The 21,518-nt window shown below is 43.1% G+C and carries 34 protein-coding genes; 26 read left to right on the top strand and 8 right to left on the bottom strand.

The genetic code is table 11. The features are described 5' to 3' along the window. Nucleotide 1: 1 nt before the first annotated feature. From ABH899_RS24535 to ABH899_RS24560, 6 genes are read left to right on the top strand one after another with little or no spacing between them, the layout of a single operon-like run. Nucleotides 2–853, top strand: coding sequence for a phage tail family protein (locus tag ABH899_RS24535; RefSeq protein ID WP_370001276.1), 852 nt, complete (start codon nt 2–4; stop codon nt 851–853). Between the two features lie 2 nt (nt 854–855). Continuing rightward, a complete protein-coding gene (locus tag ABH899_RS24540; RefSeq protein ID WP_370001277.1) occupies nt 856–1,977 on the top strand; it encodes a siphovirus ReqiPepy6 Gp37-like family protein in 1,122 nt (373 codons plus the stop codon). Next, nucleotides 1,977–3,233 carry a hypothetical protein gene (locus tag ABH899_RS24545; RefSeq protein ID WP_370001279.1) on the top strand — a complete coding sequence of 419 codons (1,257 nt, stop codon included), beginning with the start codon at nt 1,977–1,979 and terminating at the stop codon, nt 3,231–3,233. Before ABH899_RS24540 ends, ABH899_RS24545 begins: the two co-directional genes overlap by 1 nt. Before the next feature lie 30 nt (nt 3,234–3,263). After that, on the top strand, nt 3,264–3,563 hold the full coding sequence (locus ABH899_RS24550) for a hemolysin XhlA family protein (protein ID WP_370001315.1): 300 nt from the start codon (nt 3,264–3,266) through the stop codon (nt 3,561–3,563). A gap of 17 nt (nt 3,564–3,580) precedes the next feature. Further along, nucleotides 3,581–3,850, top strand: a complete 270-nt coding sequence (locus ABH899_RS24555) for a phage holin family protein (protein ID WP_370001281.1) — start codon at nt 3,581–3,583, stop codon at nt 3,848–3,850. Next, nucleotides 3,847–4,476: a peptidoglycan recognition protein family protein gene (locus ABH899_RS24560; RefSeq protein WP_370001283.1), complete on the top strand. Its 630-nt coding sequence runs from the start codon at nt 3,847–3,849 to the stop codon at nt 4,474–4,476. Before ABH899_RS24555 ends, ABH899_RS24560 begins: the two co-directional genes overlap by 4 nt. Nucleotides 4,477–4,528: 52 nt before the next feature. On the opposite strand, the gene ABH899_RS24565 is transcribed toward ABH899_RS24560, so the two are convergent. From ABH899_RS24565 to ABH899_RS24575, 3 genes are all read right to left on the bottom strand, one after another. Then, nucleotides 4,529–4,834, bottom strand: a complete 306-nt coding sequence (locus ABH899_RS24565) for a hypothetical protein (protein ID WP_370001285.1) — start codon at nt 4,832–4,834, stop codon at nt 4,529–4,531. Between the two features lie 27 nt (nt 4,835–4,861). Continuing rightward, nucleotides 4,862–5,425, bottom strand: coding sequence for a hypothetical protein (locus ABH899_RS24570; protein ID WP_370001287.1), 564 nt, complete (start codon nt 5,423–5,425; stop codon nt 4,862–4,864). A gap of 362 nt (nt 5,426–5,787) precedes the next feature. Continuing rightward, on the bottom strand, nt 5,788–6,111 hold the full coding sequence (locus ABH899_RS24575; protein WP_370001289.1) for a hypothetical protein: 324 nt from the start codon (nt 6,109–6,111) through the stop codon (nt 5,788–5,790). Between the two features lie 178 nt (nt 6,112–6,289). On the opposite strand from ABH899_RS24575, the gene ABH899_RS24580 reads away from it, so the two are divergent. Both ABH899_RS24580 and ABH899_RS24585 read left to right on the top strand, forming a co-directional pair. After that, a complete protein-coding gene (locus ABH899_RS24580) occupies nt 6,290–6,466 on the top strand; it encodes a helix-turn-helix transcriptional regulator (RefSeq protein ID WP_326055978.1) in 177 nt (58 codons plus the stop codon). Nucleotides 6,467–6,698: 232 nt separating this feature from the next. Next, complete coding sequence (locus ABH899_RS24585; RefSeq protein ID WP_370001291.1) at nt 6,699–6,968, top strand: DUF7667 family protein; 270 nt, start codon at nt 6,699–6,701, stop codon at nt 6,966–6,968. Between the two features lie 23 nt (nt 6,969–6,991). Here ABH899_RS24585 and ABH899_RS24590 read toward each other — a convergent pair whose 3' ends face one another. Then, the gene (locus ABH899_RS24590; protein ID WP_370001292.1) at nt 6,992–7,696 is read right to left on the bottom strand and encodes a CPBP family intramembrane glutamic endopeptidase; all 705 of its coding nucleotides are present in this window, start codon (nt 7,694–7,696) and stop codon (nt 6,992–6,994) included. 1,031 nt (nt 7,697–8,727) lie between these two features. On the opposite strand from ABH899_RS24590, the gene ABH899_RS24595 reads away from it, so the two are divergent. The 4 genes from ABH899_RS24595 (at nt 8,728) to ABH899_RS24610 (ending at nt 10,102) form a co-directional block, all read left to right on the top strand. Continuing rightward, on the top strand, nt 8,728–9,252 hold the full coding sequence (locus tag ABH899_RS24595) for an accessory gene regulator B family protein (RefSeq protein WP_370001316.1): 525 nt from the start codon (nt 8,728–8,730) through the stop codon (nt 9,250–9,252). Beyond that, nucleotides 9,222–9,395 carry a cyclic lactone autoinducer peptide gene (locus tag ABH899_RS24600; protein ID WP_370001293.1) on the top strand — a complete coding sequence of 58 codons (174 nt, stop codon included), beginning with the start codon at nt 9,222–9,224 and terminating at the stop codon, nt 9,393–9,395. Before ABH899_RS24595 ends, ABH899_RS24600 begins: the two co-directional genes overlap by 31 nt. 106 nt (nt 9,396–9,501) lie before the next feature. Continuing rightward, on the top strand, nt 9,502–9,756 hold the full coding sequence (locus tag ABH899_RS24605) for a hypothetical protein (RefSeq protein ID WP_370001294.1): 255 nt from the start codon (nt 9,502–9,504) through the stop codon (nt 9,754–9,756). Nucleotides 9,757–9,769: 13 nt separating this feature from the next. Then, nucleotides 9,770–10,102, top strand: coding sequence for a YolD-like family protein (locus ABH899_RS24610; protein WP_370001295.1), 333 nt, complete (start codon nt 9,770–9,772; stop codon nt 10,100–10,102). Between the two features lie 539 nt (nt 10,103–10,641). Here the strand turns inward: ABH899_RS24610 and ABH899_RS24615 are convergent. After that, nucleotides 10,642–11,484, bottom strand: coding sequence for an ATP-dependent DNA ligase (locus ABH899_RS24615; RefSeq protein WP_370001296.1), 843 nt, complete (start codon nt 11,482–11,484; stop codon nt 10,642–10,644). A gap of 158 nt (nt 11,485–11,642) precedes the next feature. Beyond that, nucleotides 11,643–11,969, bottom strand: coding sequence for a hypothetical protein (locus ABH899_RS24620; RefSeq protein ID WP_370001297.1), 327 nt, complete (start codon nt 11,967–11,969; stop codon nt 11,643–11,645). Nucleotides 11,970–12,057: 88 nt separating this feature from the next. On the opposite strand from ABH899_RS24620, the gene ABH899_RS24625 reads away from it, so the two are divergent. Next, nucleotides 12,058–12,318 carry a helix-turn-helix transcriptional regulator gene (locus ABH899_RS24625; protein ID WP_370001298.1) on the top strand — a complete coding sequence of 87 codons (261 nt, stop codon included), beginning with the start codon at nt 12,058–12,060 and terminating at the stop codon, nt 12,316–12,318. 129 nt (nt 12,319–12,447) lie between these two features. Here ABH899_RS24625 and ABH899_RS24630 read toward each other — a convergent pair whose 3' ends face one another. Then, nucleotides 12,448–12,858: a helix-turn-helix domain-containing protein gene (locus ABH899_RS24630; protein ID WP_370001299.1), complete on the bottom strand. Its 411-nt coding sequence runs from the start codon at nt 12,856–12,858 to the stop codon at nt 12,448–12,450. A gap of 108 nt (nt 12,859–12,966) precedes the next feature. Here ABH899_RS24630 and ABH899_RS24635 point away from each other — a divergent pair, with 108 nt between their 5' ends. The 12 genes from ABH899_RS24635 to ABH899_RS24690 all read left to right on the top strand — a co-directional run bounded on the left by ABH899_RS24635 (nt 12,967) and on the right by ABH899_RS24690 (nt 20,371). Next, nucleotides 12,967–13,191, top strand: a complete 225-nt coding sequence (locus tag ABH899_RS24635; protein ID WP_370001300.1) for a helix-turn-helix transcriptional regulator — start codon at nt 12,967–12,969, stop codon at nt 13,189–13,191. A gap of 176 nt (nt 13,192–13,367) precedes the next feature. Beyond that, nucleotides 13,368–14,120: a phage antirepressor KilAC domain-containing protein gene (locus ABH899_RS24640; RefSeq protein ID WP_370001301.1), complete on the top strand. Its 753-nt coding sequence runs from the start codon at nt 13,368–13,370 to the stop codon at nt 14,118–14,120. A 199-nt stretch (nt 14,121–14,319) separates the two neighbouring features. Then, complete coding sequence (locus ABH899_RS24645; RefSeq protein WP_370001302.1) at nt 14,320–14,475, top strand: hypothetical protein; 156 nt, start codon at nt 14,320–14,322, stop codon at nt 14,473–14,475. 272 nt (nt 14,476–14,747) lie between these two features. Continuing rightward, nucleotides 14,748–14,936, top strand: a complete 189-nt coding sequence (locus tag ABH899_RS24650; RefSeq protein ID WP_370001303.1) for a hypothetical protein — start codon at nt 14,748–14,750, stop codon at nt 14,934–14,936. Then, complete coding sequence (locus ABH899_RS24655; protein WP_370001304.1) at nt 14,914–15,774, top strand: hypothetical protein; 861 nt, start codon at nt 14,914–14,916, stop codon at nt 15,772–15,774. The genes ABH899_RS24650 and ABH899_RS24655 overlap by 23 nt, the downstream gene beginning before the upstream one ends. A 46-nt stretch (nt 15,775–15,820) precedes the next feature. Next, nucleotides 15,821–16,552 carry a PD-(D/E)XK nuclease-like domain-containing protein gene (locus ABH899_RS24660; RefSeq protein WP_370001317.1) on the top strand — a complete coding sequence of 244 codons (732 nt, stop codon included), beginning with the start codon at nt 15,821–15,823 and terminating at the stop codon, nt 16,550–16,552. Between the two features lie 39 nt (nt 16,553–16,591). After that, complete coding sequence (locus ABH899_RS24665; protein WP_370001305.1) at nt 16,592–17,341, top strand: hypothetical protein; 750 nt, start codon at nt 16,592–16,594, stop codon at nt 17,339–17,341. Continuing rightward, nucleotides 17,310–18,674, top strand: coding sequence for a replicative DNA helicase (locus ABH899_RS24670; RefSeq protein WP_370001306.1), 1,365 nt, complete (start codon nt 17,310–17,312; stop codon nt 18,672–18,674). Before ABH899_RS24665 ends, ABH899_RS24670 begins: the two co-directional genes overlap by 32 nt. Continuing rightward, nucleotides 18,652–18,834: a hypothetical protein gene (locus ABH899_RS24675; RefSeq protein WP_370001307.1), complete on the top strand. Its 183-nt coding sequence runs from the start codon at nt 18,652–18,654 to the stop codon at nt 18,832–18,834. Before ABH899_RS24670 ends, ABH899_RS24675 begins: the two co-directional genes overlap by 23 nt. 34 nt (nt 18,835–18,868) lie before the next feature. Then, on the top strand, nt 18,869–19,144 hold the full coding sequence (locus ABH899_RS24680; protein ID WP_370001308.1) for a hypothetical protein: 276 nt from the start codon (nt 18,869–18,871) through the stop codon (nt 19,142–19,144). Between the two features lie 193 nt (nt 19,145–19,337). Continuing rightward, the gene (locus ABH899_RS24685) at nt 19,338–19,760 is read left to right on the top strand and encodes a RusA family crossover junction endodeoxyribonuclease (RefSeq protein WP_370001309.1); all 423 of its coding nucleotides are present in this window, start codon (nt 19,338–19,340) and stop codon (nt 19,758–19,760) included. 14 nt (nt 19,761–19,774) lie between these two features. Next, nucleotides 19,775–20,371 carry a hypothetical protein gene (locus ABH899_RS24690; protein WP_370001310.1) on the top strand — a complete coding sequence of 199 codons (597 nt, stop codon included), beginning with the start codon at nt 19,775–19,777 and terminating at the stop codon, nt 20,369–20,371. 28 nt (nt 20,372–20,399) lie between these two features. On the opposite strand, the gene ABH899_RS24695 is transcribed toward ABH899_RS24690, so the two are convergent. Then, a complete protein-coding gene (locus ABH899_RS24695) occupies nt 20,400–20,984 on the bottom strand; it encodes a hypothetical protein (protein WP_370001311.1) in 585 nt (194 codons plus the stop codon). An 85-nt stretch (nt 20,985–21,069) separates the two neighbouring features. On the opposite strand from ABH899_RS24695, the gene ABH899_RS24700 reads away from it, so the two are divergent. Beyond that, the gene (locus tag ABH899_RS24700) at nt 21,070–21,354 is read left to right on the top strand and encodes a hypothetical protein (RefSeq protein ID WP_370001312.1); all 285 of its coding nucleotides are present in this window, start codon (nt 21,070–21,072) and stop codon (nt 21,352–21,354) included. Nucleotides 21,355–21,518: the final 164 nt, after the last annotated feature.

Genomic DNA, 21,518 nt, shown 5'->3' on the forward strand with positions numbered 1-21,518 from the left:
CTTGAGGCGTATTATATTCACGAATGCAGCAGGCGACAGCATCCTCCTTGGAAACTCCACGCCATACATGATAACCAAGCTGGAAGGCACTGGGGCAGTACAGTCCAATATTCAAATGCTAAAGTCACCTTTCCAAGATGGGGCAACGTTTATAGGTACCACTCTTGAACATCGTGAAATTACCATAGAGGCGGCTATCGTTCCAAAGGAAGATGTCGCGGAGCGGCGTAGGAAACTTATTCAGATCCTGAACCCGAAATTGGGGACAGGAATCCTTAGACATGAGAATGAAGCTGGCACTCTGGACATCAAGGCTATTGCCGACCAGTCTCCGGTTTTTCCTGATCGGCAACAAAAAGGAATCTATCAGCGGTTTCTTATTAACTTTGTCTGTCCCGATCCAGCTTGGTACGATCCCAAAAAGGAGAGAATCAAGCTGGCTTCTTTTGTTGGCGGCTTTAACTTCCCGTTCCGATTCCCGATCAATTTTGGACGGGTGGGACAATTTCTTAAGATCCAAAACAAGGGTGATTTGGACACGCCGGTTTTCATTACCTTTGCGGGCCCACTCCGCAACCCGGTTCTTGAAAATCGAACGATAGGGAAAAAGATCATCATCAAGCAAGACATTCCCGAAGGTGAGCGTTTGGAGATTAATACAGCGTTCGGGCAGAAGTCAGTCGTGCGTATTCAGGCAAACGGAAACCGGTCAAATGCATTCCACTGGGTTTCCCCCGAATCACAATTTTGGCAGCTCATTCCGGGAGTAAACGAAATTAGCTATGCTTCTACGGAGGAAGCTGAGAACGCGGCTGTCACGCTTGAATTCTTTCACCGATATTTGGGGGTGTAGCTGTGTACCCGATTTTAGTTTTTGATTCCGACATGAATTATCTAGCTCAAATAGATGACTATGAATACCTGCAATGGACTCGGCGGTGGAGGAAACCTCACTCATGGGAACTGCATATTAACCGCTATAAGAAACACGTTGAACTTCTTATGCCGGATCATTTCATTGCGGTTAAACGTGGCGGCAAATGGCGTACGGGAAGGATTGGACATAAGGAAATCGGGTTGACACAAGAAGGGAAAATATCTGAAAACTGGACCGTTAAGGGATACAGCCTGGACGGAGTTTTTTATGATCGGATTGCTTTGCATAATGTCTCTTCTGGCAACGGGTATGATGAGCAGAATGCGGCTGCTGAGGATGTGATGCGCCATTATGTAAATATCAATTGCATTAACCCAGTAGATGCAACTCGGACAATCCCTTTCTTGCATTTGGGAAATGGGTTAGCCCGCGGAAAGAAGGTGCAGGTCCGCGCTAGGTTTCAGACGATAGCGCAACTCCTTGAAGATTTATCTCTTGGTTCGGGTCTTGGTTATGAAACAACCATAGATTTAGCAAATCAAAGGTTTGTTTTCGATGTCCTAGAGGGGCATGATTTAACCCCGAATCAGACCGAGCACTCCCCGGTTATCTTCTCACCTGAATTCGATAACGTGAAGCTTCTAGGATTTCGCCTGAACCGAATGGACGCCAAAAACACGGCTATAGTTGCAGGACAAGGAGAAGCGCAGGAGAGGCTAATTATAAACATCTCAGACCCTGCTTTAACTGGGTTTGCTAGGCGAGAGGTATTTATTGACGCGAGGGATTTACAGACAGCCGAGCAGCTTTTACAGCGGGGGACCGAACGACTTAACGAGTCCAAGGAAGAGTTGGTTATGGAGATCGAACACCTGCCAAACGGTCCTTTTAAATACATGGTCGATTTTGATATTGGAGATATCATTCACGCTAACTATCCCGGCATCGGTAGCACGGAATCCCGAATCATTGAAGTTGTAGAAGAGGTGACGCCGGATCAGGGCGATTCGTTTAAACTCATCATTGGTAAGGAGTGGCCGGACTTAATCAGCGTCCTAAAGGCTGACCGAAAGAATTTGGAAGTTGAGGTGAGGCGCTAATGGCAGAAGAGTATCGTTTCTTTGGCAGTTCGGAAGGAGATATACGGGAATATAACCAGAACGAGTTTGCAGAAGTCTTTGAACGCTTCTTTACGAACGGAATTTTCCCTAGTGTAGACCAAGAACTTAAAGTGGTGGAGACGGACCCGCAGAGGCTTGCAATCCGAGTAAGTGGCGGTCAAGCGTGGATCAAAGGCTACTGGTATAAGAATGAAGGGTACAAGGAGATCGACCTTCCACCGGCGGATCCGAACTACCCGCGGATTCATCGGATTGTTCTTCGGCTCGATACCATTGATAAGCGACGGATCATCGCAACTCTTAAGGCAGGTACAGCACAGGCTAATCCGAATCCACCTCAACTTGAACAGAATGATCAATTCTGGGAACTGAGTCTTGCAACGGTTTATGTGGGTCCTGGTGTAACCAAAGTCCTCACGAATGACATAACAGATGACAGGTATTGCGATGATCATTGCGGTCGAGCCGTATCACATGAATACGACGAACTGCTCGACTTGATCAAACGGGTTGACTTAACAGCGGACAAGGTTAAGTTAACCAGTCCTAATTTTGCATCAACGAATGTGCGGGATGGTATGAACGAGCTTTTTCAAGGTGTCGTTAGTGGAAAAGGCAAAGTCGCTGCCGCCATTACCGACAAAGGAGTAAGTGCAGCAGGCAGCGATACCTTTCAGCAACTAGCCGATAAGATCCGGCAGATCCAGCAAGCAACAGGAAACGCAACGGCTGCAGATGTATTAGCTGGCAAAACATTCAGCGCGAACGGGATAGTAGGGGCTACTGGTACAATGCCCAATCGCGGAACTCCAACATTTTTACCGGGTACGACCGATCAGGTCATTGCTCCTGGATACTACCCAAATGGAGTTGTTAAGGGCGATCCCAACTTGCTGGCACAAAATATTATGCAAGGGAAAAGTATCTTTAATGTTGTAGGTACGGCTGGGGCGAAGGCTTCGAAAGGAAGTCTATGGGTGAATGCAAGTTCGTTCACAATATCAGGGCTAAGTTTTACGCCTACAATTATTCTTGCGTACACCTATATATCGAACATACAGTATGCCCTGATTTATTGCCCTACATTTAATTTAAACGGAATTTACAACATACCGAATTACGACACTAAAATATCAACTGTCGGACCCGGGACGTTTACAGTAACAGGCGCTTACTATTCGTCCACGACTACGTGGTGGTGGTATGCAATCGGTGGAGATATCGCGGCTGTATAGAGCACCGTGGGGGAGTGAGTATGGGTGGAAATGAAAGATATACAGGAAACAATGACGAATGTCCGGCTTGATATCCGCGAACTATCAACCAAGGTAGACGGGCTAAAGGACGTGTCCCGAAAGATTGATGAAGTCGAAGATTCCGCATGGAGAAAAATCGACGAGGTGGAAGAAGTAGCGAAGGCCGCTCTGGACAATGCCAGATATGCACATACCCGGCTTGATAAAATTGATAAATTAACGACTTGGTTAGCAACGACCGTCATAGGTGCGATTATCCTTGCAATTATGGGATACCTCATCCGTGGCGGTTTTAATTTGCCTAAATAATGAGAGGGGAAATGTTCATGACTTGGGATACTGTTATTAACCTGATTGATTCGAGCTTTCTTACCGTTTTGGCTGCTTGTTGGATTCTGGGGTTTGTCCTCAAAAATACGCCGCGGTTTCCTAACTGGGCCATCGTTTATGTGGTGTCCTTGATTGCTGTTAGCTTCACCGTTTGGATTAAAGGGTTTGCCCCTGAGACAGTCTTACAAGGCATCTTGTGCGGCGCTGTGGCCGTGTATGGGTATCAATTGGTCAAGCAAGCCAAGAAGGGCGTGGACGAGGCATGAAGCTGAATGATTTGCGTGGAAAGCTACCGATTCATTCAAGTAAAAAATATGCAAAACGTAGCTTGAGCGACATTCGCTCCATTGCCATACACCATTCCTTGACGACATCGGGGAGCGCTACGGCTTTTGCAAATTATCATGTCGGGACAAATGATTGGCCGGGAATCGGATATACCTACGTTATTGATCGAGACGGAATGGTTAACTGGTGCTGGGATTGGGATGTTATCTCCTATCATGTTGGAGATAGCAACCGGAGAGCTCTAGGAATATGTTTAGTTGGAGATTTTCGGACCCAGCAGCCAGCACCAGAGCAATATGCAGCAGCCATCGAATTGGTCAGGATGCTTCAGAATAAGATTCCAAGTGCAACAGAGGTAAAAGGCCATTCAGAATATCCGGGATATAATTGGAAAGCTTGCCCTGTAATAAGCATGGACAAATTTCGGAGAGATTTGAAGGGGGACGAGGTTATGCTTGATAAAGGTGTGGCAAACACAATCATTAATACGTGGATTAAACCAGCATGGCAAGATGCGGATAGAGCTAGGGACGAGAAAGCCAAGGATTACATTCACTGGCTGGCAAATGAACTTCGTATCGCTTCCGGACAAGAAAAGGAATAGTATTTTATAAATAAAACAAAACCACCTAGAATTAGGTGGTTTTGTAAATGAATTATTCTTTTAAAAAGATTCCATATTCAGGATCAATAATTTGTTTGGTCTTTGCATTTACATTTTCCACACTATTCGCTGTTTCAGCATCAGGTAGATCTTTAGGGGAAGAAACTTTTACAAATTTACCAAACTCATTATTAATGACTCCTGTTAATTGCTTCGTTGCATTAATCTCTTCTTTAGACATTTTTCTGGGGGCGGTAACGGTCTCATTTAAAGCAAAGCTATTCGTAGAGATTGTAGCAGCTCCAATTAGCGACATTGTAAGGGATGCAAGAATAACGACTTTAGTACCTCTCTTCATTATTAACTACATCCTTTCTGAATATTATTAATTCCGTGTATACCCGTTACCATCAAGACCGTTGCTTCCATAATTTATGATTCTAATATTGTAAGTACCTGGAGGGGTATCTGGAAAACCAATTGTTATGTTGGTACCTTTATAATCGCCTTTGACTCTTTGAATCTGTCCCACAAATCTACCATATTGATCAATAAGTGCGTAACCAACATCAGTAGTTCCTAAAAACCCGGTATATTGCACTAGAGTTAATGGTACAGTTTTTGTTGATGTAATAGTGAAGGCATTAATAGTATCAATAGTTTCATCTTGCGCTAAATTACTAAATTGGTAGGAAATATTAACATTGGCTTGAATGCTGACACTTGATTCAGTTGCTTTTGCTTCATAAGGAACAGCGGGAACACTATTCAAAAGAAGTTGTTGCTTTTCAGAATCGCTTATTTTTGTGGGCTTGGTAAAAGAACTAGATTGAAATTGAATATTGGATTCTTTGGTAATCTCTGGGCTTTGTGCAAGTGCTGCTGTGGATAATGATACCATTAATGCAGTAGTTAAAGCAAATGCAGAAACAGATTTGAAAAATTTCATTTTTTTACCTCTTTCTTTTTTTGGAATATTTTAATTATATAATGTAATATATTGGAGTAAATAGGACCAAAGGATTATTTCCATATATTAATAAAACGTTAAAATACTGTTTTTTATGTAAGTATGAAATGAACATTGAAAATTTAACTTGCTTATTAATGAGACGAACTGAGATGAAAATAAAAAAACGCCAATAACTGCTTGTTGGCAAATTTGGCTCCTCTTGATTATCACAATCCTATTGATAATTGCTTCTCCATTTATCGGAGCGTTCGTCCCTAAAGTACAACAATGCCGAGAGTGTAAGCACAGTTGGAAAAGCAAACAAACAAAAAACTCCACTACGCGCGGAGTTTAGGGAGTTATTTTTTGGTGCGAGTAAGATATTCTTCAAGGAGTACTTGTCTCCATTTGTCTGGAACTTGATCGGGAGCTTCACAGCGCTCATTTACATAACCATTTGTTAAAAGAAGTTCCTGGTTTAAATTAAGGATTTCATATACTTCCAATCTAATTGTCTTTAATGGATCTTTTTTCACACCTCTTATCTGGGCTATTTTTATACGCATTTCATTTCCTGAGTTTGGAAGCACAATTTCAGCATCGTAGTCTCCGCTTGTGCGTCCACCCTTAATGTGAACATAGGGTAAATAGTCTAGATTTTTATATCCAAATTCTGTGATCACGTGTGTTCCCCATTTCTGAGTAGATAGGTGAATATATATTAACTTACGCCAAAACCTCTTATAATTCAACGAAGGAATCGACAAGCCCCCATGCCGAATAGAATGGTCATGGAGGTGCTTGTACGTGATATGTCATATCAAATCCATACTAGCCCAGTTAAACCCGGATCGACCTACGATGGGGGATCTCGCGGAGGCTGTTGGAGTTAGGAGAAACACTATATCTGACTTGGCAAATAACCAATCATTGCCGGGATTACAAACTGCTTACGATATCATGGACACGTTAAATCAATGGGCTGCGGATAGAGGCATCGAGAAACGGTGGTTAATTGAAGAAATATGGACGCGTTAAATTATCGCTAAACCGTTCATCATATCGGTAAAGAATGCATACACTGAACCATCAAGGCAAAGGAGATGGTTTCAGTGAAGGAAACAGTGTATCGCATCCAGTACAGCGGCGGCCGTATAAGCAGCATTAGGGCTTCCAGAGAGGACAGGAAAGGGCCTGGTTCAGGAGAGAACTTCGGGCATTGGTTTGTGCTTATTCTGGGCGTTCTGGTCGCAGAAGGATGGTGGCTGCTATGGGCATGATCCACCCGGTTCACCAACGCCTAGCGGAGTTGTGGCAGGTCAATTTAAAACGGCCACTTACAGAACTGGAGCTTACAGAGATGAACCAATGCTTAAGCGTAAATGTTCGACTTTGCTTTAGAAATGCCTACCTAGAGAATTGTTCATTGTTGGCATCCATGACCAACGACATTGATTGGCAACACGAAATTTGCCTTGATATTGAAATGCTGCAATATCCAGATACAAAGAAAAAGCCGGGCCACAAGGGCACCGACTAAGGAACTACCGCACAATATTATATTCAGACAGAGCCCGGACCATTCGTGGTTATGGGCTCTTTTAATGCCCGCTGAACGGCAATAATTTTTAAATCGTACAGTATGTGCAACAGGATCGGAAGCAGCAGACTGCCTGTTATAAAGTACAGCCAGGACATGACCACACCGAATATAAATGATGAGATAATGCCGGAAGGTCCCTGTGTAAAGTGAGCGAGTCCAAATACGGCACTCACTAAAATCGCGCTTGCAATTCCAGATAAGCCCCATAGCTCAATCCCGTAATTGTACAAAAATCCCCGATACAAGACCTCTTCGGTTATTCCAACCGTGATTGAGACCCATACAAACAAGTGATGCTGCCGGTTAGTAGTAGGAAGGGTGTGCTGCCTTTTTAGATAGCCTAGTTGTGCCTCTTCCTTCAATTCAGCATTGTACCTTATCAAAATAAGGGGAAGCACATTGAAAACGAGCAAATATACAAGCGCCGCGACGAATAGAGTATGCCACAGCCAGCTTAACTCTAACGAGTGCCTTACCCAAAAGACAGACGGATCAATTAGGATAATAGGGAGTGCAGCTATCCAATAGACGGCATGTAACAAAAGGTAAGCCTTCTCTTTTGCCTTGTCCTCGTTGACGTGCTTCAACTTCTTTCGTTTAAAGTATCCACTTATCGGGATGAGCAAGCAGGTGTACAGAGCTATAAAATGGAAGATGGCATTCATTGCAGTTCCTTTCTTTATCGAAAATTAATACATTGTAATACAAAAAACATTGGAATATTATATTACAATGTAATATAATTTGGATATCATAATATTTGGTGCGGGTGGTGCAGATGGCGAATAAAAGGCCGAAAATACCTCCGTTATGTGGGGTAAAAGAAGTTGCGGAACTGTTGGGCATAAAACGAGAAAACATGTCTAACAAAAGAAAAACTAAAGGGTTTCCAGAACCTATAACGCACATTGGGAAAAGACCGATTTGGCTTGAATCAGACATCATAGAATATAAAGAAAAAAGACATGTTTGTAAAAGCGAGGGAACGAGCAAATGAATCCGTTCATTGGAAATCTAGTTCTTCTGATGATTAAAATTATGGCCTTATCTTCTTTTGTGATTCTTACATATAAGATTTTTAGAATCCCCATCAAGAAAAACCATCAAAGCATAGCCTTAACGGGTTTTATACTTGGTCTGGTAGGTTTCTATATAAAAAATATCCTTCAGTCTCCATTATACTTTGTTTACCTGATTGTTGCTTTTGCTGTGGTTTTACTGGTCACGCGGCGATATCCCATTCTTTACTGTCTGTTAATAAGTCTTACTGGTTTTGCATCATCAACTATAGTCGATTCGACAATATCGTATTCAATGCTTGGTTTGAATCTTGCTACAATCAATGAAATGAAATATGACTTCATCGTAAATGTTGTGCTGAATCTTACATATGGTTTCATATGCTTGTTAATAGCGTTGGTCTTACATAAATCAAACCTCGGTTTCTCTTTCGTGGTAAGGAGATTCTCTAGCACAAAGAATATTCTGAAACTGAATAACTTTTTGTGGGCAATTTTACTGATCACTGGCACACTCTTGGCTCATATATTCCTCGTATATGAAAGCTCGTCTTATCATACTTGGTTGCTTATCCTGATACTGATTGTGTTTTCAAGCAGCATAATATATGCGTATTTTGAAAATAAGAAGGTTTTAAAAGATCGGTTTCGCAGATGAAGGAGGAAACAGCTTGAATGTGACGGACAAAATCGTGCATTTCATTGAGACGCATGCCGATGACCCTGCGCCATCATCTGTAATTAGATATGGTGTACAAATCACTTTTGAAACAGTGGCGGTTATTTTGCCGCTATTTATAATATCTCTCATTACTGCCGATTTTTTCAGTGCCTTGTTATCTTGCACATTATTCATGATCTTGCGATATCTAAGCGGTGGATTACATTTTAAAAAGCCGCTTACTTGTAACGTTTTGTCCATCTTGATATTGTTAATTTCCATTTATGTACCTATACCATTTTATTACATTGGTGCTATCATGACTGTATGTGCCAGCCTAATTTTTCTTTATACAGCACCAAGTAATACGAACAGAAGACGTATTCCAGTAAAGTATAACTATCTACTTAAGACAGCCGCAGTTGCTATTGTTCTAACAAACCTTATTTTCCAATCCTCTGTTTATACCTTGACATGCTTCATTCAATCAATAACTACTATACCTTATATATGGAAGTACATGAATCGCTACAAATTCTAAGAAAGGAGGGAAGTCAATTGTTCAAAGCAATAGCGAATAAATTCAATTCCTTCTTAAAATTTACGGCTAGAAGATCCACTGATACAGGATGTACATTCATTTGTCATAACCCAGAAGCACCGGAAGAACTCTTTCAAAAGTAATACATAATGGGTCCCTGCCTGAAAATGGCGGGGATTTTTTTGTTTACTCTGGCCCAAAAGGGATTATAATTAAGAACAAGTGTTCTTGTTAATGGGAGGGGAAATAATGTTACCTGATATCGAACGAAGGGTATTGCGCATCCTCTACAATTTCGCAAATAACCACGGAAGGATGCCTGATCTGACAGAGTTGGAAACCATGTCCGGGAGCAATCAGGAGAAGCTGAAGCAAGCTTTAAGCGGACTCCGTGAAAAGGGTTATATCATGGGTGACAAGCTTTCAGAAGTAAAAATCATTGAAGCATGGCCAAGAGAGAAGAAAGAAGAAACGAAATCATACATAAGCCCTTATTTGGACTAAGGAGGCAGACAGCGTGGGGAAGAAGTTAGAAGGGAACGGACTGTATGAATCCAGCAGAATGATCCTACCGGAACACAAGGAAGCGATTCGAAGGCAGCTGAGAGATTTAAACAGGCGGACTAAACCAGTTTTAGACGAGCAAGAGTGGGAGCTTATCACACGAGCTATGGCATACTCCTATACGGAGCAGCAGCAGATCACTTTGATTCTATTCGACCCGTTTACGGATATCGAAAAAACAGGGGTCATTACAAAGTTTGACCAACATCTTAAGCAAGTACGTTTGGATTATGAGGATGACTGGGAATGGATTAAGATGGGGGATATTATAGAAATAATTACATAATAAGAAGTTAGCTATTCTAAAAATAGCCAAGCATGTTATAATCTACTTACGGCTCGCGGCAAACCGTCAGCCTTCTCGAACGGGAGGAGGTGAGAACGGTGAAGGTTAAAGACTCGTTGATGATTACGATTAACTTTGCAGTAATGCTTATTGCATTGTTGTCGCTCGTTAATACGTCTGGACATAAAGAAAAGGACCGCGTCCCTCAGAAGGAAATAGTCCTTATCTTTATTGAATCCAAATGACTCGTTGAGCCTAAGAAACCATGGATGTCCTACCATCTATGGTTTCTTTTTTACTTTTTTCAAAGTACTTTCTTTGGCATTAGTACTAAGAAAAAAAGTATTCAGTAAACAGTTCAAAGAAGTATTCAGAAAACTGTTCAATATATTTAACACCAGTGTACCACAGTTTTGTCGTAAAATTCTATACACAGTTATATATTAATATATTAGGATATAACATCTTATACCTGCATATATCCATGTAAGGATAAATCACCTGTTAATACATAAAAAACGTTAGCTTCAGGCTGATGCTTAAACAATAAAATCAACAAAGACCGGTGATCGCAGGAGTCCGTTTTTCGTCCAATTGCGGGTTTTTACCTTGGCACGTATTAGGGGCTCCATGTACACAAAGTTCTTATCCTCTCTATACTCCAAGCGGTTCCGAACACCGTTAAAAGCCTTCTTATGGGTCGGAGTAGCTCCCAATTCAATAATTCCTGCCGGTCGTTTTTGTCCGTCCGTTGTCTCGATAGAGGCTAACCAACCAAAGTCCTTCTTACGATAACCCGATATATAAACCTCGGCATGAGTCCAGTTGATGACCTTTTGCCATGCCCATGATCGACGATCTGCTTCGTACTTTGAATCTTTCTCTTTCATCACGATACCCTCTAACCCGTGCTGCTTGACGATTTTAAAATACTCTGTCGTCAATCCTCTAACAACCTGTACCCGTTTGTAGTGATCCGATTCTTTAAAAGCCTGTTCCAGCAACTCTTTACGCCTCATGAGTGGCAGACTAGTCACGTCGATACCGCGGTGCTTGATGATATCGAAGGCAACAAACGTTACTGGTGTCTTGTTACGTTTAGACTGAAACCGGGCAAGCATACCTTCGAAATCCGGCTTTCCGTCCTGGTCTGTAACTATTACCTCGCCGTCTAAGATCGTTCCTGGAGGAATAGGAGCGTCAAGGACTAACTCAGGAAACCTGGCGGTCACATCGTTATTGTGTCGCGTATATAACCTGATTTCGTCCGTGCGAGAGACGATCAGGCGGATGCCATCAAACTTAAGCTCCGCGATATGCTTCGCACTATTAAAGGGCATGTTGTCTTTGCTGTACTGTAATAACATTGGAGATACAAACATAAAAAAATCACCCCATCATAGTGTAACAGTTGGGGTGATCGCATTTTAGTGGGAGTTAAAGGGAAAGAAAAAAGCCAGGGAGGTTTCCCCTGGCTTTTTTGTACCGATGCTTTCGGATTAGTTAAATTATACCAAATTTAACTTTCATGTCAAGAGAATTATGCTTGATCTTCTGCTGGACGAAAAAGTTTGAAAATTGAGCGATGCCTGATCTTTATTGTCGTGTTTAATTCGTCTTCATTCAAGGCGACTGAAATTCCCTTATGGGAGATATGGCGTTTGACCAATTCATAACATGCCCGCTCCTGCGTTTCTAAATCCACCTTAGCGTTAAGCATGATGTGATACATACCCGGCAAAGTCTCTATGTACGCTCCGACTACACAGCCCATATCCTCCGGTCCGCTGATTCTTATTCCTAAGTGACGTGCAGCTTTATAAGGACAGTTAACACCGATTTCCTTAAAAACTGAATCGATTGACATAATTGCACACTCCCCCGAGCTTTGATTCTTTTCCTATTTTTGTTACGATAGAGTGGTAATAATCACATCATGCTATGGAGCGTTCGTAATGAAATATATCCTTGGACGCTGCCATTTGGTTGATCTGTTGAGGGAACTGGGATGGTCACAGCAAGAGTTGGCTGAAAAGCTCGGTGTCTCCAGGCAGCAGGTACATGTGTGGTGTACCGATCCAAAACGGAAGATGAATGTTCCTACGCTTTTTTCCGTTGCAGATACTATGGGTGTTGATCCTAGAGACATTTATGAGCTAATACCAGTTAAACCCACTGCTCGACAAAGGCAGCAATCTAAGAAGATGCCCGATTAGGGTATTCTTCCGGGAAGTCTGTCAACCAGTTGAATGACAATGAGGTTACTCCAAAAAGGTTCCGGTTGGAACCCATGGTCAAAGTTGTCATCATATGTAAGACAGGTTCTGTGTTTAATATATCACACGTTATTTAGAATTTCTTCCTTTTTTTTCTTCTTCTAGATCAGACAGGAATGTATATCTCATAAACCCCATAACTTGCCTCAACTTTTCTTCAGTTACACCCTTCGCACGAAATAACTCTTCGGTTTCAGACATGAACTTTTTGTACATTGTCTGCTCTTCATCAGACAAACCTTCGATTGAACTTTCTTCCCGAAACGGTGAATCGCTTCTTCCCAAAAGGTAATCAGTAGTTACGTTGAATAGGTCTGCAGCCTTAACAAGAGTATCGTATTTTGGCGTAGCGCCTTTAGGTCCTTCTGTTTCATATTTAGAAATACTGACTCGTGATACACCTAGCTTTTCAGCTAGTTCATCTTGTGTCCAACTACGTTTTTCGCGTAGTTGGGCGAAGCGCTTTGCAAATGAATTCACTAGGACTCAACTCCTAAATTAAATTGTAACTTAAAATTACGGTTGCGTAACCAAATGTTACGTGCTATGATTCAATCATACCGCAGCGAGAGGAGGTGAACACGTAGGATGGTAAACGCTAATATAGAGAATCCGTTTCGTTCATGTCGCATGTCACTTGATCTAACTCAAAAACAACTTGCTGAAAAGCTGGGTGTTTCTGAAACCACTGTGCGTAACATCGAGAGTGGGAGGAAGGGAACTAGCTTGGAAATTATGAAGAAAACGGCCGAAGTTTTTGGAAGGCCGGTCCAAGAAGTATTCCCGAATCATCCGTTTTTCAAAATTTTGTAGTTTGTTATGTAGCGTAATATTTTGTATCGGTATGTTATCCTTACTGACAATTTGATTATATACCGTAACTTTTAGTTACGCAAGTGTAATTTAGTAGCTTGCTGCTAGGTTTATATTTTTATGTCTATTTTGTAATTTATATGAACGGTAACGTAACTAAAAAATACGAAGGTAAGGTGAGTAAAATAAAGATCGTATTTATTGTTAATGGTCGTTTAGTAACTGACAGTTTATCTGTAGCCAAAATGTTTGATAGAAGTCACGATAATGTATTGCGTGACATTCGATCTTTAGAATGTAGCTCAGAATTCTCACTCCTCAATTTTGAGGAGTCAACTTACACGAACGATCGGGGTCGTACCTACCTTAAATACATCATCACTCAAGACGGTTTTTCGTTCCTAGTCATGGGCTACACCGGTAAAGAAGCATCGCGCTTTAAAGAAACATACATTGCAGAATTCAACCGGATGAAAACTCAGCTTGCTTCCCCATATATTCCGCAATCATTACCTGAAGCTCTCCGATTTGCCGCTAACTTGGCCGAAAAGAACGAGGGCCTTCTACTACAGAGTGCACAGAAAGATCAGGTTATAAACGAACTCCGACCGAAAGCAACTTACTACGATTTGATTTTGCAAAACAAATCCACTGTGGCAATCTCAAAAATATCGAAGGACTACGGCATGAGCGCGCAAACATTGAATGCTCTTCTACATGAACTAAAGGTGCAGTATAAGCAAGGCGAATGCTGGCTCCTCTATCAACAACATGCGGACAAAGGTTATACGCAAAGTAAAACGACTATCTTAGATGATCAAACAAGCAAAATGTACACGCAGTGGACGCAGAAAGGCCGGCTGTTTATCTATGACCTCCTGAAAAGCAAGAAGGGCATTCTGCCTCTGGTTGAAAGAGAGAGTGTGTAAATGAGTCAACAAATTATCAAAGACATTCGGCACTCGCTTGGATATGTGATCAATATGGCCTGGATGTTGCCGGAAGATAAAAACTTGGACCTTATAGATTTATCTCGTAACCTTCGACACATTCATCCTGACGACCGACAATTTTTCTTACTCATTACATTGGAATTGATCCGCTGCTATTCGGAAAGGAGAAAGAACAATGACGAGTCTGAAGCAATTAAATCAATCGTTCGAAATCCACAGGCATTTGATTGAACTGCATCGCTTACTAAACGCTGACATCATGCCTTCCGGGGTAGCATGGCTGAGAAATGAAATAACCGAATTGGAGGCTGATCTGCATGCCGAACCTTGATCGCTTTGGAGTGGGCCGCCCCGATCCACAGGACGCCCCTGAATCACCTTATCGTTGCCAGGACTGTGATGAACCAATTGAAGTTGGTGCATCTGCATGGACAATATCTGGGGCTCTGTGGTGTTCTGATCGGTGTCTCGCTCGCTCCGTTGCTGATATCGTAACAGTAGGAGAACACGAGTAATGAACCAAGAAAATGAACTCGGCTTTTTTGTAGGAGTGCTCTCTGTCCTTTCTTTATACGGATGGGCCGCCCTGATTGGATGGTGGTTATGGTGAAAGAACTGGACCAGATCCAACAAATCGTTGAAAAAGTACTGTCTCTTGAAGGAGAAGCATGGGCCGTATTGGCCGACTTGTCTGAATGGCTTGAGAAAGAAGCTGTTAAGCTGCCGGATCTGATCCAAGACGCGCGGCGTCAACTCCAAGGAGGTTCCAATGAGCGAAATTCAACTATTTAATAATAGTCTCACTTCTGAAGCCAATAAACCGCAAGCTCTGGCTATGGTCAGTCGCCAAGCGGAAGAGGTTAAAGCCGCTGTATTCATGGCTAAGTCGTACCCGCGGAATGAACATGAGGCTTATACACGGATCATGCGATCCTGCGAACGAAAGTCCTTAGCTGAAGGCGCTATGTACGAATTTCCCCGTGGTGGTCAAAAGGTAACTGGCCCATCTATACGGCTCGCGGAAGAGATTGCTCGCAACTGGGGGAACATTGACTCGGGCGTGGTAGAACTGGAACAGAAAAACGGTGAGTCACAGGTAATGGCGTACGCTTGGGATTTGGAGACGAATACCCGGCAGACTAAGGTATTTACCGTTAAACATGAACGGAAAACCAAAACCTCAACTACTAAGTTAGATGATCCACGCGATATATACGAGACTGTAGCAAATCAAGGAGCGCGGCGTGTTAGGTCCTGCATTCTTGCAATTATACCTGGTGATGTTGTAGAGGCGGCCGTCGAACAATGTAAGAGAACATTGGTCAGTGGCAACACGAAGCCGCTAAGTGATCGAATCCGTGACATGATTGTGGCTTTTGATAAAGGATATCAAGTTTCCAAGGCAATGCTTGAAAAATACATCGGCTGCAACTCTGATGCATTTTCGGAGAACGATTTTGTTCGGCTTTCCAATGTGTATAGGTCTTTAAAAGACGGTATGGCAAAGCGTGAAGATTACTTCGACGTTAGAGCCGCAGGAAATGACGACGCAGCATCAAGCAAACTGGAACAAGAATTCAAAGGCAAGAAAACCGGAGGTGAGGCAAAGGATGAACCGTCCAAGTCTTAAGCTCACGGAGGATAACTATTACTCGCTGGAAGCTGACAGTCTATATATGAGCAACAGCCAGTATAAGGACTTCATAGACTGTGAGGCCCGAGCTATGGCGAAGCTGACCGGCTGGAAAGATCCTAAGAATGACGCGCTTTTACTCGGCTCTTATGTACATTCCTTTTTCGACGGCACTTTGGAAAAATTTACGGCGGAGCATCCTGATATGTTCCAAAAAAACGGTGATCTGTACGCCAAATTTAAGCATGGTGACGTGATGATACAGGCCCTTCAACAAGATGAGTATTGTATGTTCGCGCTGTCTGGTCAGAAGGAAGTCATTGTTACGGCTCCATTCGGCGGCGTCTGGTGGAAAGCCAAGATTGATGTGTACACGCCGGAAAGAGGGACATTCTCAGACCTTAAGACGGTCAAGGGAATCAGGGATAAATGCTGGGTGCCGGGTTACGGATATACCTCATTTATGGAGGCTTACGGTTACCTAACACAGATGTCCATATACGCCGAGCTGGAACGAATTCAAGTGGGTCGAGAAGAATGGCTGGAGCCAATCGTTGTCGCCGTTTCTAAGGAAGATCCGCCCGACAAAGAGATTATCGGCGGCATTGAGCAGGAACGCATTCGCTTTGAAATCGACAATGTACGTTTCAACATGGAACGGATTATTGAGGTTAAAAGTGGCCGTGAGGTGCCGATTAGGTGCGAACGGTGCCGCTATTGCCGGGAGACAAAGAAAGTAAACAAGATTACTCATTTTAGTAGATTGGTCGTGTGAGGAGGAATTCCTTGAACATTCTCAAGAAGGTGAGGACCCTTGCAAGGTTGGATAAAACTCCACCGGAAAGTTTTGCGTAGCTCAATGTATAAACAGCTTAATAGCAAGCAACGGGACGTTATGTGGACCGTCTTGCTTCTGGCGAATCACGAGTCAAATCAATGGGAATTCCGGGGCGAAATCTACTCCGTGAAGCCAGGACAATTCATAACTTCGCTGGATCATTTACAGGAAAATTGTGCTTCTGATGTGTCAATTCAAAGCGTTCGAACTGCTTTGTTGAAATTAGAAAAGCACGAATTTTTAACAAATGAATCAACAATGCGGAATCGGCTTATAACCGTTGTAAACTGGGGTTTTTATCAAGGTATTGAAGATGAACCAACAAAGTCATTAACAGGCAGTCAACAAAGTCCTAACAAAGAACTAACAACTAACAAGAATGTAAAGAATGATAAGAATGAAAAGAAACTACTACGTTTCGAAGAATTTTGGAACTTATACCCTAAGAAAGCAGCGCAGAAAGATGCTGAAAAAGCTTGGACCGCTCTTAATCCAACATCAATTGATGAAGTGATTACAGCAGCCAAGCACTACGCCGAAGATTGTAAACGTTCCAAGCGAGATAAGCAGTATATCAAGTTACCGGCAACATTTTTGCGACAAGAGCGCTGGAAAGATTATTTGCCAGAGGAAGCTGGGACGTCAGACGTTTCACTGGAACAAATAGCATTTGACGAATGGGTGAGGGGTGGCAATGACCCAAGCGAATTCACTTTTATCCCTTGATAGCGACCTTATGGCCGAACAGTCAGTACTCGGCGCGGTGCTGCTAGACAATGACCGGATAGACGAGATCCGTTTCCTTGAGCCACGAGACTTTACCGGCGCTCATGAGATGCTTTGGAGAGTAATTGATTACCTGGATTCAATCGATAAGCCGGTTGACATCATGACAGTCACTGAAATGTATACCAGAACAGAAAAGCGGAAAGAAGAATTCGTTCAACTCGGCGGTGTCAGCTACTTATCCCAGCTAACCAGTGGTTGCCCTTCATCTTCTAAGGCTGCGGTTGATTCATATGCTCGGATCGTTCGTAAAAACGGAAATCGCAAACGGATACGCAGTTTAACGGACAAAATCCGTGATGAAGTCGATGGAGACTATGAGACGGAAGAGGAAATGTTCTCGGCAGTCGAAGAGCTTGTGTCCGACATCCGCCCTCAGGAATCCGGGGAAATGAGAAGTATGTCTGAGAGTCGGCAGGCTTATAAAAAGCATCTGACGAGTGTAGCTGAACGACTGAGAACGGGGTTTAAGCAGTATGACGAGTGGTCGCAATTACACCGCGGCTGGCTTTATATCCTAGCGGGTCGGCCAAGTGTAGGGAAGACGGCAAAGGCTCTCCAGCTCGCTTACGGAGTCGCCAAACACAATCCTGACGGCGGTGTGGTTTTGGTGTTCAGCCTTGAAATGGGCGAGAACGAGCTAAAGGACCGTTGGGTATCCAGTATTGCAGGTGTTAACTATGTCAGGCTGACTCAAAAGAAGGAAGAGCTAACGGAAGACGAACACCGAAGGATTGATAAAGCGCTCGATGAGCTGGATGGGTTACCAATCTATGTCCAGGATAAGCCGGGTGTAACGATTGACGACATCCGCGCCACGGTACGCAGATTCAAGAAAAAGCACGGAAAGATAGCCGCCGTATTCGTTGACTACCTGCAGATCATGAATATCCCGCAGCGTAAAAACGAGCACCGGGCGCAGGCAATTGGCAAAGTGACATCTACGGCTAAAACGCTGTCCCGGCAGTATAATTTCTGCTTTGTCATGCTATCTCAAATGACCAGGGAAAGCGACAACGGTGAGGAGCCTAAGCTATCAGATCTTAAAGAATCGGGCAGCATCGAGCAAGATGCGGACGTAGTCGAGTTCCTCTGGCACAAGCGCGGCGACCTCGAAGATAACTGCAAAGTGGTCCGCTCTTACTTCGCAAAAGGGCGAAACGTTGGAGAAAACCGGTTTCGGTATAAGTTTGAGTGGTGGTATCAGCGGTACAAGGAGCTGGATCGTGTATCCGGGGAAGGTGTGCTAGGTGGCAAAAAAAATCGAAAATGACGAGCAATACGAAAAAACCTGTGCATGGCTAGTGAACAAAGCTAAGGAGCTTGAAGACCCTCTTATGAGTGAGGATGAAAAAGCGCCTTTACTTGCCAAGTACGACGATTGGTATGAAGAGGCAAGAGCCTACCGTCTGAGCAAGAGAATATTTTTTTGATCTTAATGTGACTGGAAGTGTCGGAGGGTAATCAATGGTTACTGAAAATGCCATTAAAGAGGCCACGAAGGAACAGTTGCTTATCGTTGCGCTAGATCCAGACAACGACTTGCAAGTTCGGTACGAGGTAACCAGGGAGCTACAGCGCCGCAGATGGTCGCCTTTGATGGTGACGGACTTGGTCAGACTTTATCCGCGTATGTTCCCCGATGAAATTGCTGAAATGCTTGGTACTACGGTCCAGATGGTCAGTTATCAAGCGAAAGCCCTGGGGCTTAAACAATACTGTGATAGGAGAGAAGCGCTATGAAATGTTCGGTTCCTGGCTGCTTGAGATTGGGTGGTCGAAGATTTGCTCAAGCTCCAGTGTGCGATCCCTGCCGGAAGAAGCTGCAAAGGGAAGCAGAGGAATATTACCGGGTGAATTTTAAAAACACAAGCAATGGTACCGGACGGCCTCTTTATAAATCCATTTATAGCAGAACGATCTGGGGGCGAAGACGTTGAATGAGAAATCGCTGCAATTTACGGTTTTCGGGGAACCTGTAGCACAAGGAAGGCCAAAGTTCTCTACTGTTGGCGGTTTTGTTAAAGCATATGACCCTAAAAAATCGAGAGATTTCAAGGACTATGTAAAACTAGCCGCAAGTGAACACAGACCAACTAGCTTGCTGGAGCATCCATTAATTTTGGAAGTTAACGTGTATCGGTCAATGCCAAAAAGTTTCAGTAAAAAGAAAGCCCTTGCTGCAGAAGATGGCCTCGTTTTACCCATAACTAAGCCGGACATTGATAACTACGTTAAGGGCATAAAAGATGCACTCAAAGGGATCATTTGGAAGGATGATAGTCAAGTTGCTGACTTGATAGCTCGTAAACGTTACAGTTCAACCCCTCGAATTGAAATAACAATTAAACCACTCTAAGGAGAGATTACCATATGAAAACGACTGTGAAAATTAACTTTACCGATCTCAATACTAACAAGAAAGATGAGCAAGTTATCAAACTTACAGTGCGCGGCGACTTATCGGATGAGCAGATTTTAACTCTCTATAAGTTGAAGAAACAGGGTATCGGATTCGTGGATCTTTATTCCGCTCAAACTGATATTGACGACTTCAACGAGGACGAAGACGATCACGAAGGCATCGAGTACACGGTAAACAGTGACGGGACGACTGAGGTTGATTCGGAGCAGTTGAGCATAGATGATGTGCCGGTCGGGGTTGATGAATCCGAGGCAGAGCAGCCTGAAAAGGACCAATCTGAAGTCACAATTACCATTCTGCCGGACGATATCGACCCAATCGAAAAGCTCATCGCGTATGGAAAAGCTCCCGCAATTGAAGGAAACGAAATCGACTTCGGAGATGTACTGCAGCGTAAATATCGCGGCGAGAAGATGGCGGGCATTGCGGAGAGCTTAGGGCTGGCACCGATCACGCTGCAAAGCAAGCTGAAAGCACACAAAAACGCCGTAGCCAAGGCGATTGAGCCGGTAGCTACGGTTCCGGATGAAGAGCTTCCTTTTTAAATGTGGCCCTTCGGGGCCTTGAAGATAGCTATTTGTATTCTTTTTCAATTTGATCAATAATTGTTAGATGCATTTTTAGTAGTCTTTGTTTCTTATATGTAAAAAAGATATCAATTGTAGCTGCCATGAAAATTAAAGCGGCAACCAAATAAAAAAAGAAATAAGTTTCAATCCCTAGCTTCAATCCTTCTAAAATCTCTCCTACACTTTTACTCCATGAGGTTGTATTGGTCTGGATATACTCTCTATTAGCATTCAGGGCATTTAAGCTAGTGCTTGATACAGCTACTGACGCACTAAGTGCTGCTAAGATTGTCGTAAAAATCAATTTTACTAAAAGATCTATGAAAGTACTTATAAAGTTGGTTGTATTGTCCTCTGATCTGAGACTCATCATAACAATTTTAAATTTAGCCTTGGGTATCTTCTTGTATGAGTTATATAAAGATTCAATTGGACGATGTTCTTCATACATTACATCAACTACAGTTAGATGTTTAAACGAACTTAATAATTTTTTCTTGAACTTAATGTATAAAGAAATTTCTAAACCTACTATTACCAAAGCAATTAATACAAGAGACGAAAGAGCAATCATATTTGTACTATTCAAAAACATTTCCCCTTATCTGTATGATTATCCCATTTATATCGGCTAGACTGGATCGTTTATTTACACCAATCAGGAGGAAATAAAGATGAACTTTAAAGTCGGAGACAAGGTAAAGTGGACCAGCCAAGCCGGCGGATCGACCAAGGAAAAGCGCGGCACGGTGTACGCGGTGTTGACGCCGAACGCAAACGCGCTGCGGCAACTGCCGGTCGATATGAGGCCAGCACAGCGCAAATTTGACACCCACTACACCCCGTATGTCCGCTACATCGTAGCAGTTCCGCGCGGCGGTAAGTCGGTACTGACGGATTATTACTGTCCACGTCCGGCAGCGCTCGAAATAGACGATAGCGCCCACATGGAGGGATAAACGATGTCACCACAGGATATCGAAGTAGGCAAGACCTACCACAACGGTAAAGAGGGGCCGCGGTCATATAGTGCCCGGAAGGTTATGGGTATCGGTGTACGCTGGTTTGAACCTTTTAACGGACGTATGAGACATGATGGAGTCGAATACATGCAGGTAGCCGG

Origin of the sequence: Paenibacillus sp. RC84, assembly GCF_041260495.1 — a bacterium.
Lineage (GTDB): Bacteria > Bacillota > Bacilli > Paenibacillales > NBRC-103111 > Paenibacillus_F.

Excerpts from the sequence above, each read along its gene's own strand:
- ABH899_RS24545 (WP_370001279.1), top strand. The coding sequence starts at position 1,977 with ATGGCAGAAGAGTATCGTTTCTTTGGCAGTTCGGAAGGAGATATACGG.
- ABH899_RS24550 (WP_370001315.1), top strand. The coding sequence starts at position 3,264 with ATGAAAGATATACAGGAAACAATGACGAATGTCCGGCTTGATATCCGC.
- ABH899_RS24555 (WP_370001281.1), top strand. The coding sequence starts at position 3,581 with ATGACTTGGGATACTGTTATTAACCTGATTGATTCGAGCTTTCTTACC.
- ABH899_RS24560 (WP_370001283.1), top strand. The coding sequence starts at position 3,847 with ATGAAGCTGAATGATTTGCGTGGAAAGCTACCGATTCATTCAAGTAAA.
- ABH899_RS24565 (WP_370001285.1), bottom strand. The coding sequence starts at position 4,834 with ATGAAGAGAGGTACTAAAGTCGTTATTCTTGCATCCCTTACAATGTCG.
- ABH899_RS24570 (WP_370001287.1), bottom strand. The coding sequence starts at position 5,425 with ATGAAATTTTTCAAATCTGTTTCTGCATTTGCTTTAACTACTGCATTA.
- ABH899_RS24580 (WP_326055978.1), top strand. The coding sequence starts at position 6,290 with ATGGGGGATCTCGCGGAGGCTGTTGGAGTTAGGAGAAACACTATATCT.
- ABH899_RS24585 (WP_370001291.1), top strand. The coding sequence starts at position 6,699 with ATGGGCATGATCCACCCGGTTCACCAACGCCTAGCGGAGTTGTGGCAG.
- ABH899_RS24590 (WP_370001292.1), bottom strand. The coding sequence starts at position 7,696 with ATGAATGCCATCTTCCATTTTATAGCTCTGTACACCTGCTTGCTCATC.
- ABH899_RS24600 (WP_370001293.1), top strand. The coding sequence starts at position 9,222 with ATGGAAGTACATGAATCGCTACAAATTCTAAGAAAGGAGGGAAGTCAA.
- ABH899_RS24605 (WP_370001294.1), top strand. The coding sequence starts at position 9,502 with ATGTTACCTGATATCGAACGAAGGGTATTGCGCATCCTCTACAATTTC.
- ABH899_RS24615 (WP_370001296.1), bottom strand. The coding sequence starts at position 11,484 with ATGTTTGTATCTCCAATGTTATTACAGTACAGCAAAGACAACATGCCC.
- ABH899_RS24620 (WP_370001297.1), bottom strand. The coding sequence starts at position 11,969 with ATGTCAATCGATTCAGTTTTTAAGGAAATCGGTGTTAACTGTCCTTAT.
- ABH899_RS24625 (WP_370001298.1), top strand. The coding sequence starts at position 12,058 with ATGAAATATATCCTTGGACGCTGCCATTTGGTTGATCTGTTGAGGGAA.
- ABH899_RS24635 (WP_370001300.1), top strand. The coding sequence starts at position 12,967 with ATGGTAAACGCTAATATAGAGAATCCGTTTCGTTCATGTCGCATGTCA.
- ABH899_RS24645 (WP_370001302.1), top strand. The coding sequence starts at position 14,320 with ATGACGAGTCTGAAGCAATTAAATCAATCGTTCGAAATCCACAGGCAT.
- ABH899_RS24650 (WP_370001303.1), top strand. The coding sequence starts at position 14,748 with ATGGTGAAAGAACTGGACCAGATCCAACAAATCGTTGAAAAAGTACTG.
- ABH899_RS24655 (WP_370001304.1), top strand. The coding sequence starts at position 14,914 with ATGAGCGAAATTCAACTATTTAATAATAGTCTCACTTCTGAAGCCAAT.
- ABH899_RS24660 (WP_370001317.1), top strand. The coding sequence starts at position 15,821 with ATGAGCAACAGCCAGTATAAGGACTTCATAGACTGTGAGGCCCGAGCT.
- ABH899_RS24670 (WP_370001306.1), top strand. The coding sequence starts at position 17,310 with ATGACCCAAGCGAATTCACTTTTATCCCTTGATAGCGACCTTATGGCC.
- ABH899_RS24680 (WP_370001308.1), top strand. The coding sequence starts at position 18,869 with ATGGTTACTGAAAATGCCATTAAAGAGGCCACGAAGGAACAGTTGCTT.
- ABH899_RS24690 (WP_370001310.1), top strand. The coding sequence starts at position 19,775 with ATGAAAACGACTGTGAAAATTAACTTTACCGATCTCAATACTAACAAG.
- ABH899_RS24700 (WP_370001312.1), top strand. The coding sequence starts at position 21,070 with ATGAACTTTAAAGTCGGAGACAAGGTAAAGTGGACCAGCCAAGCCGGC.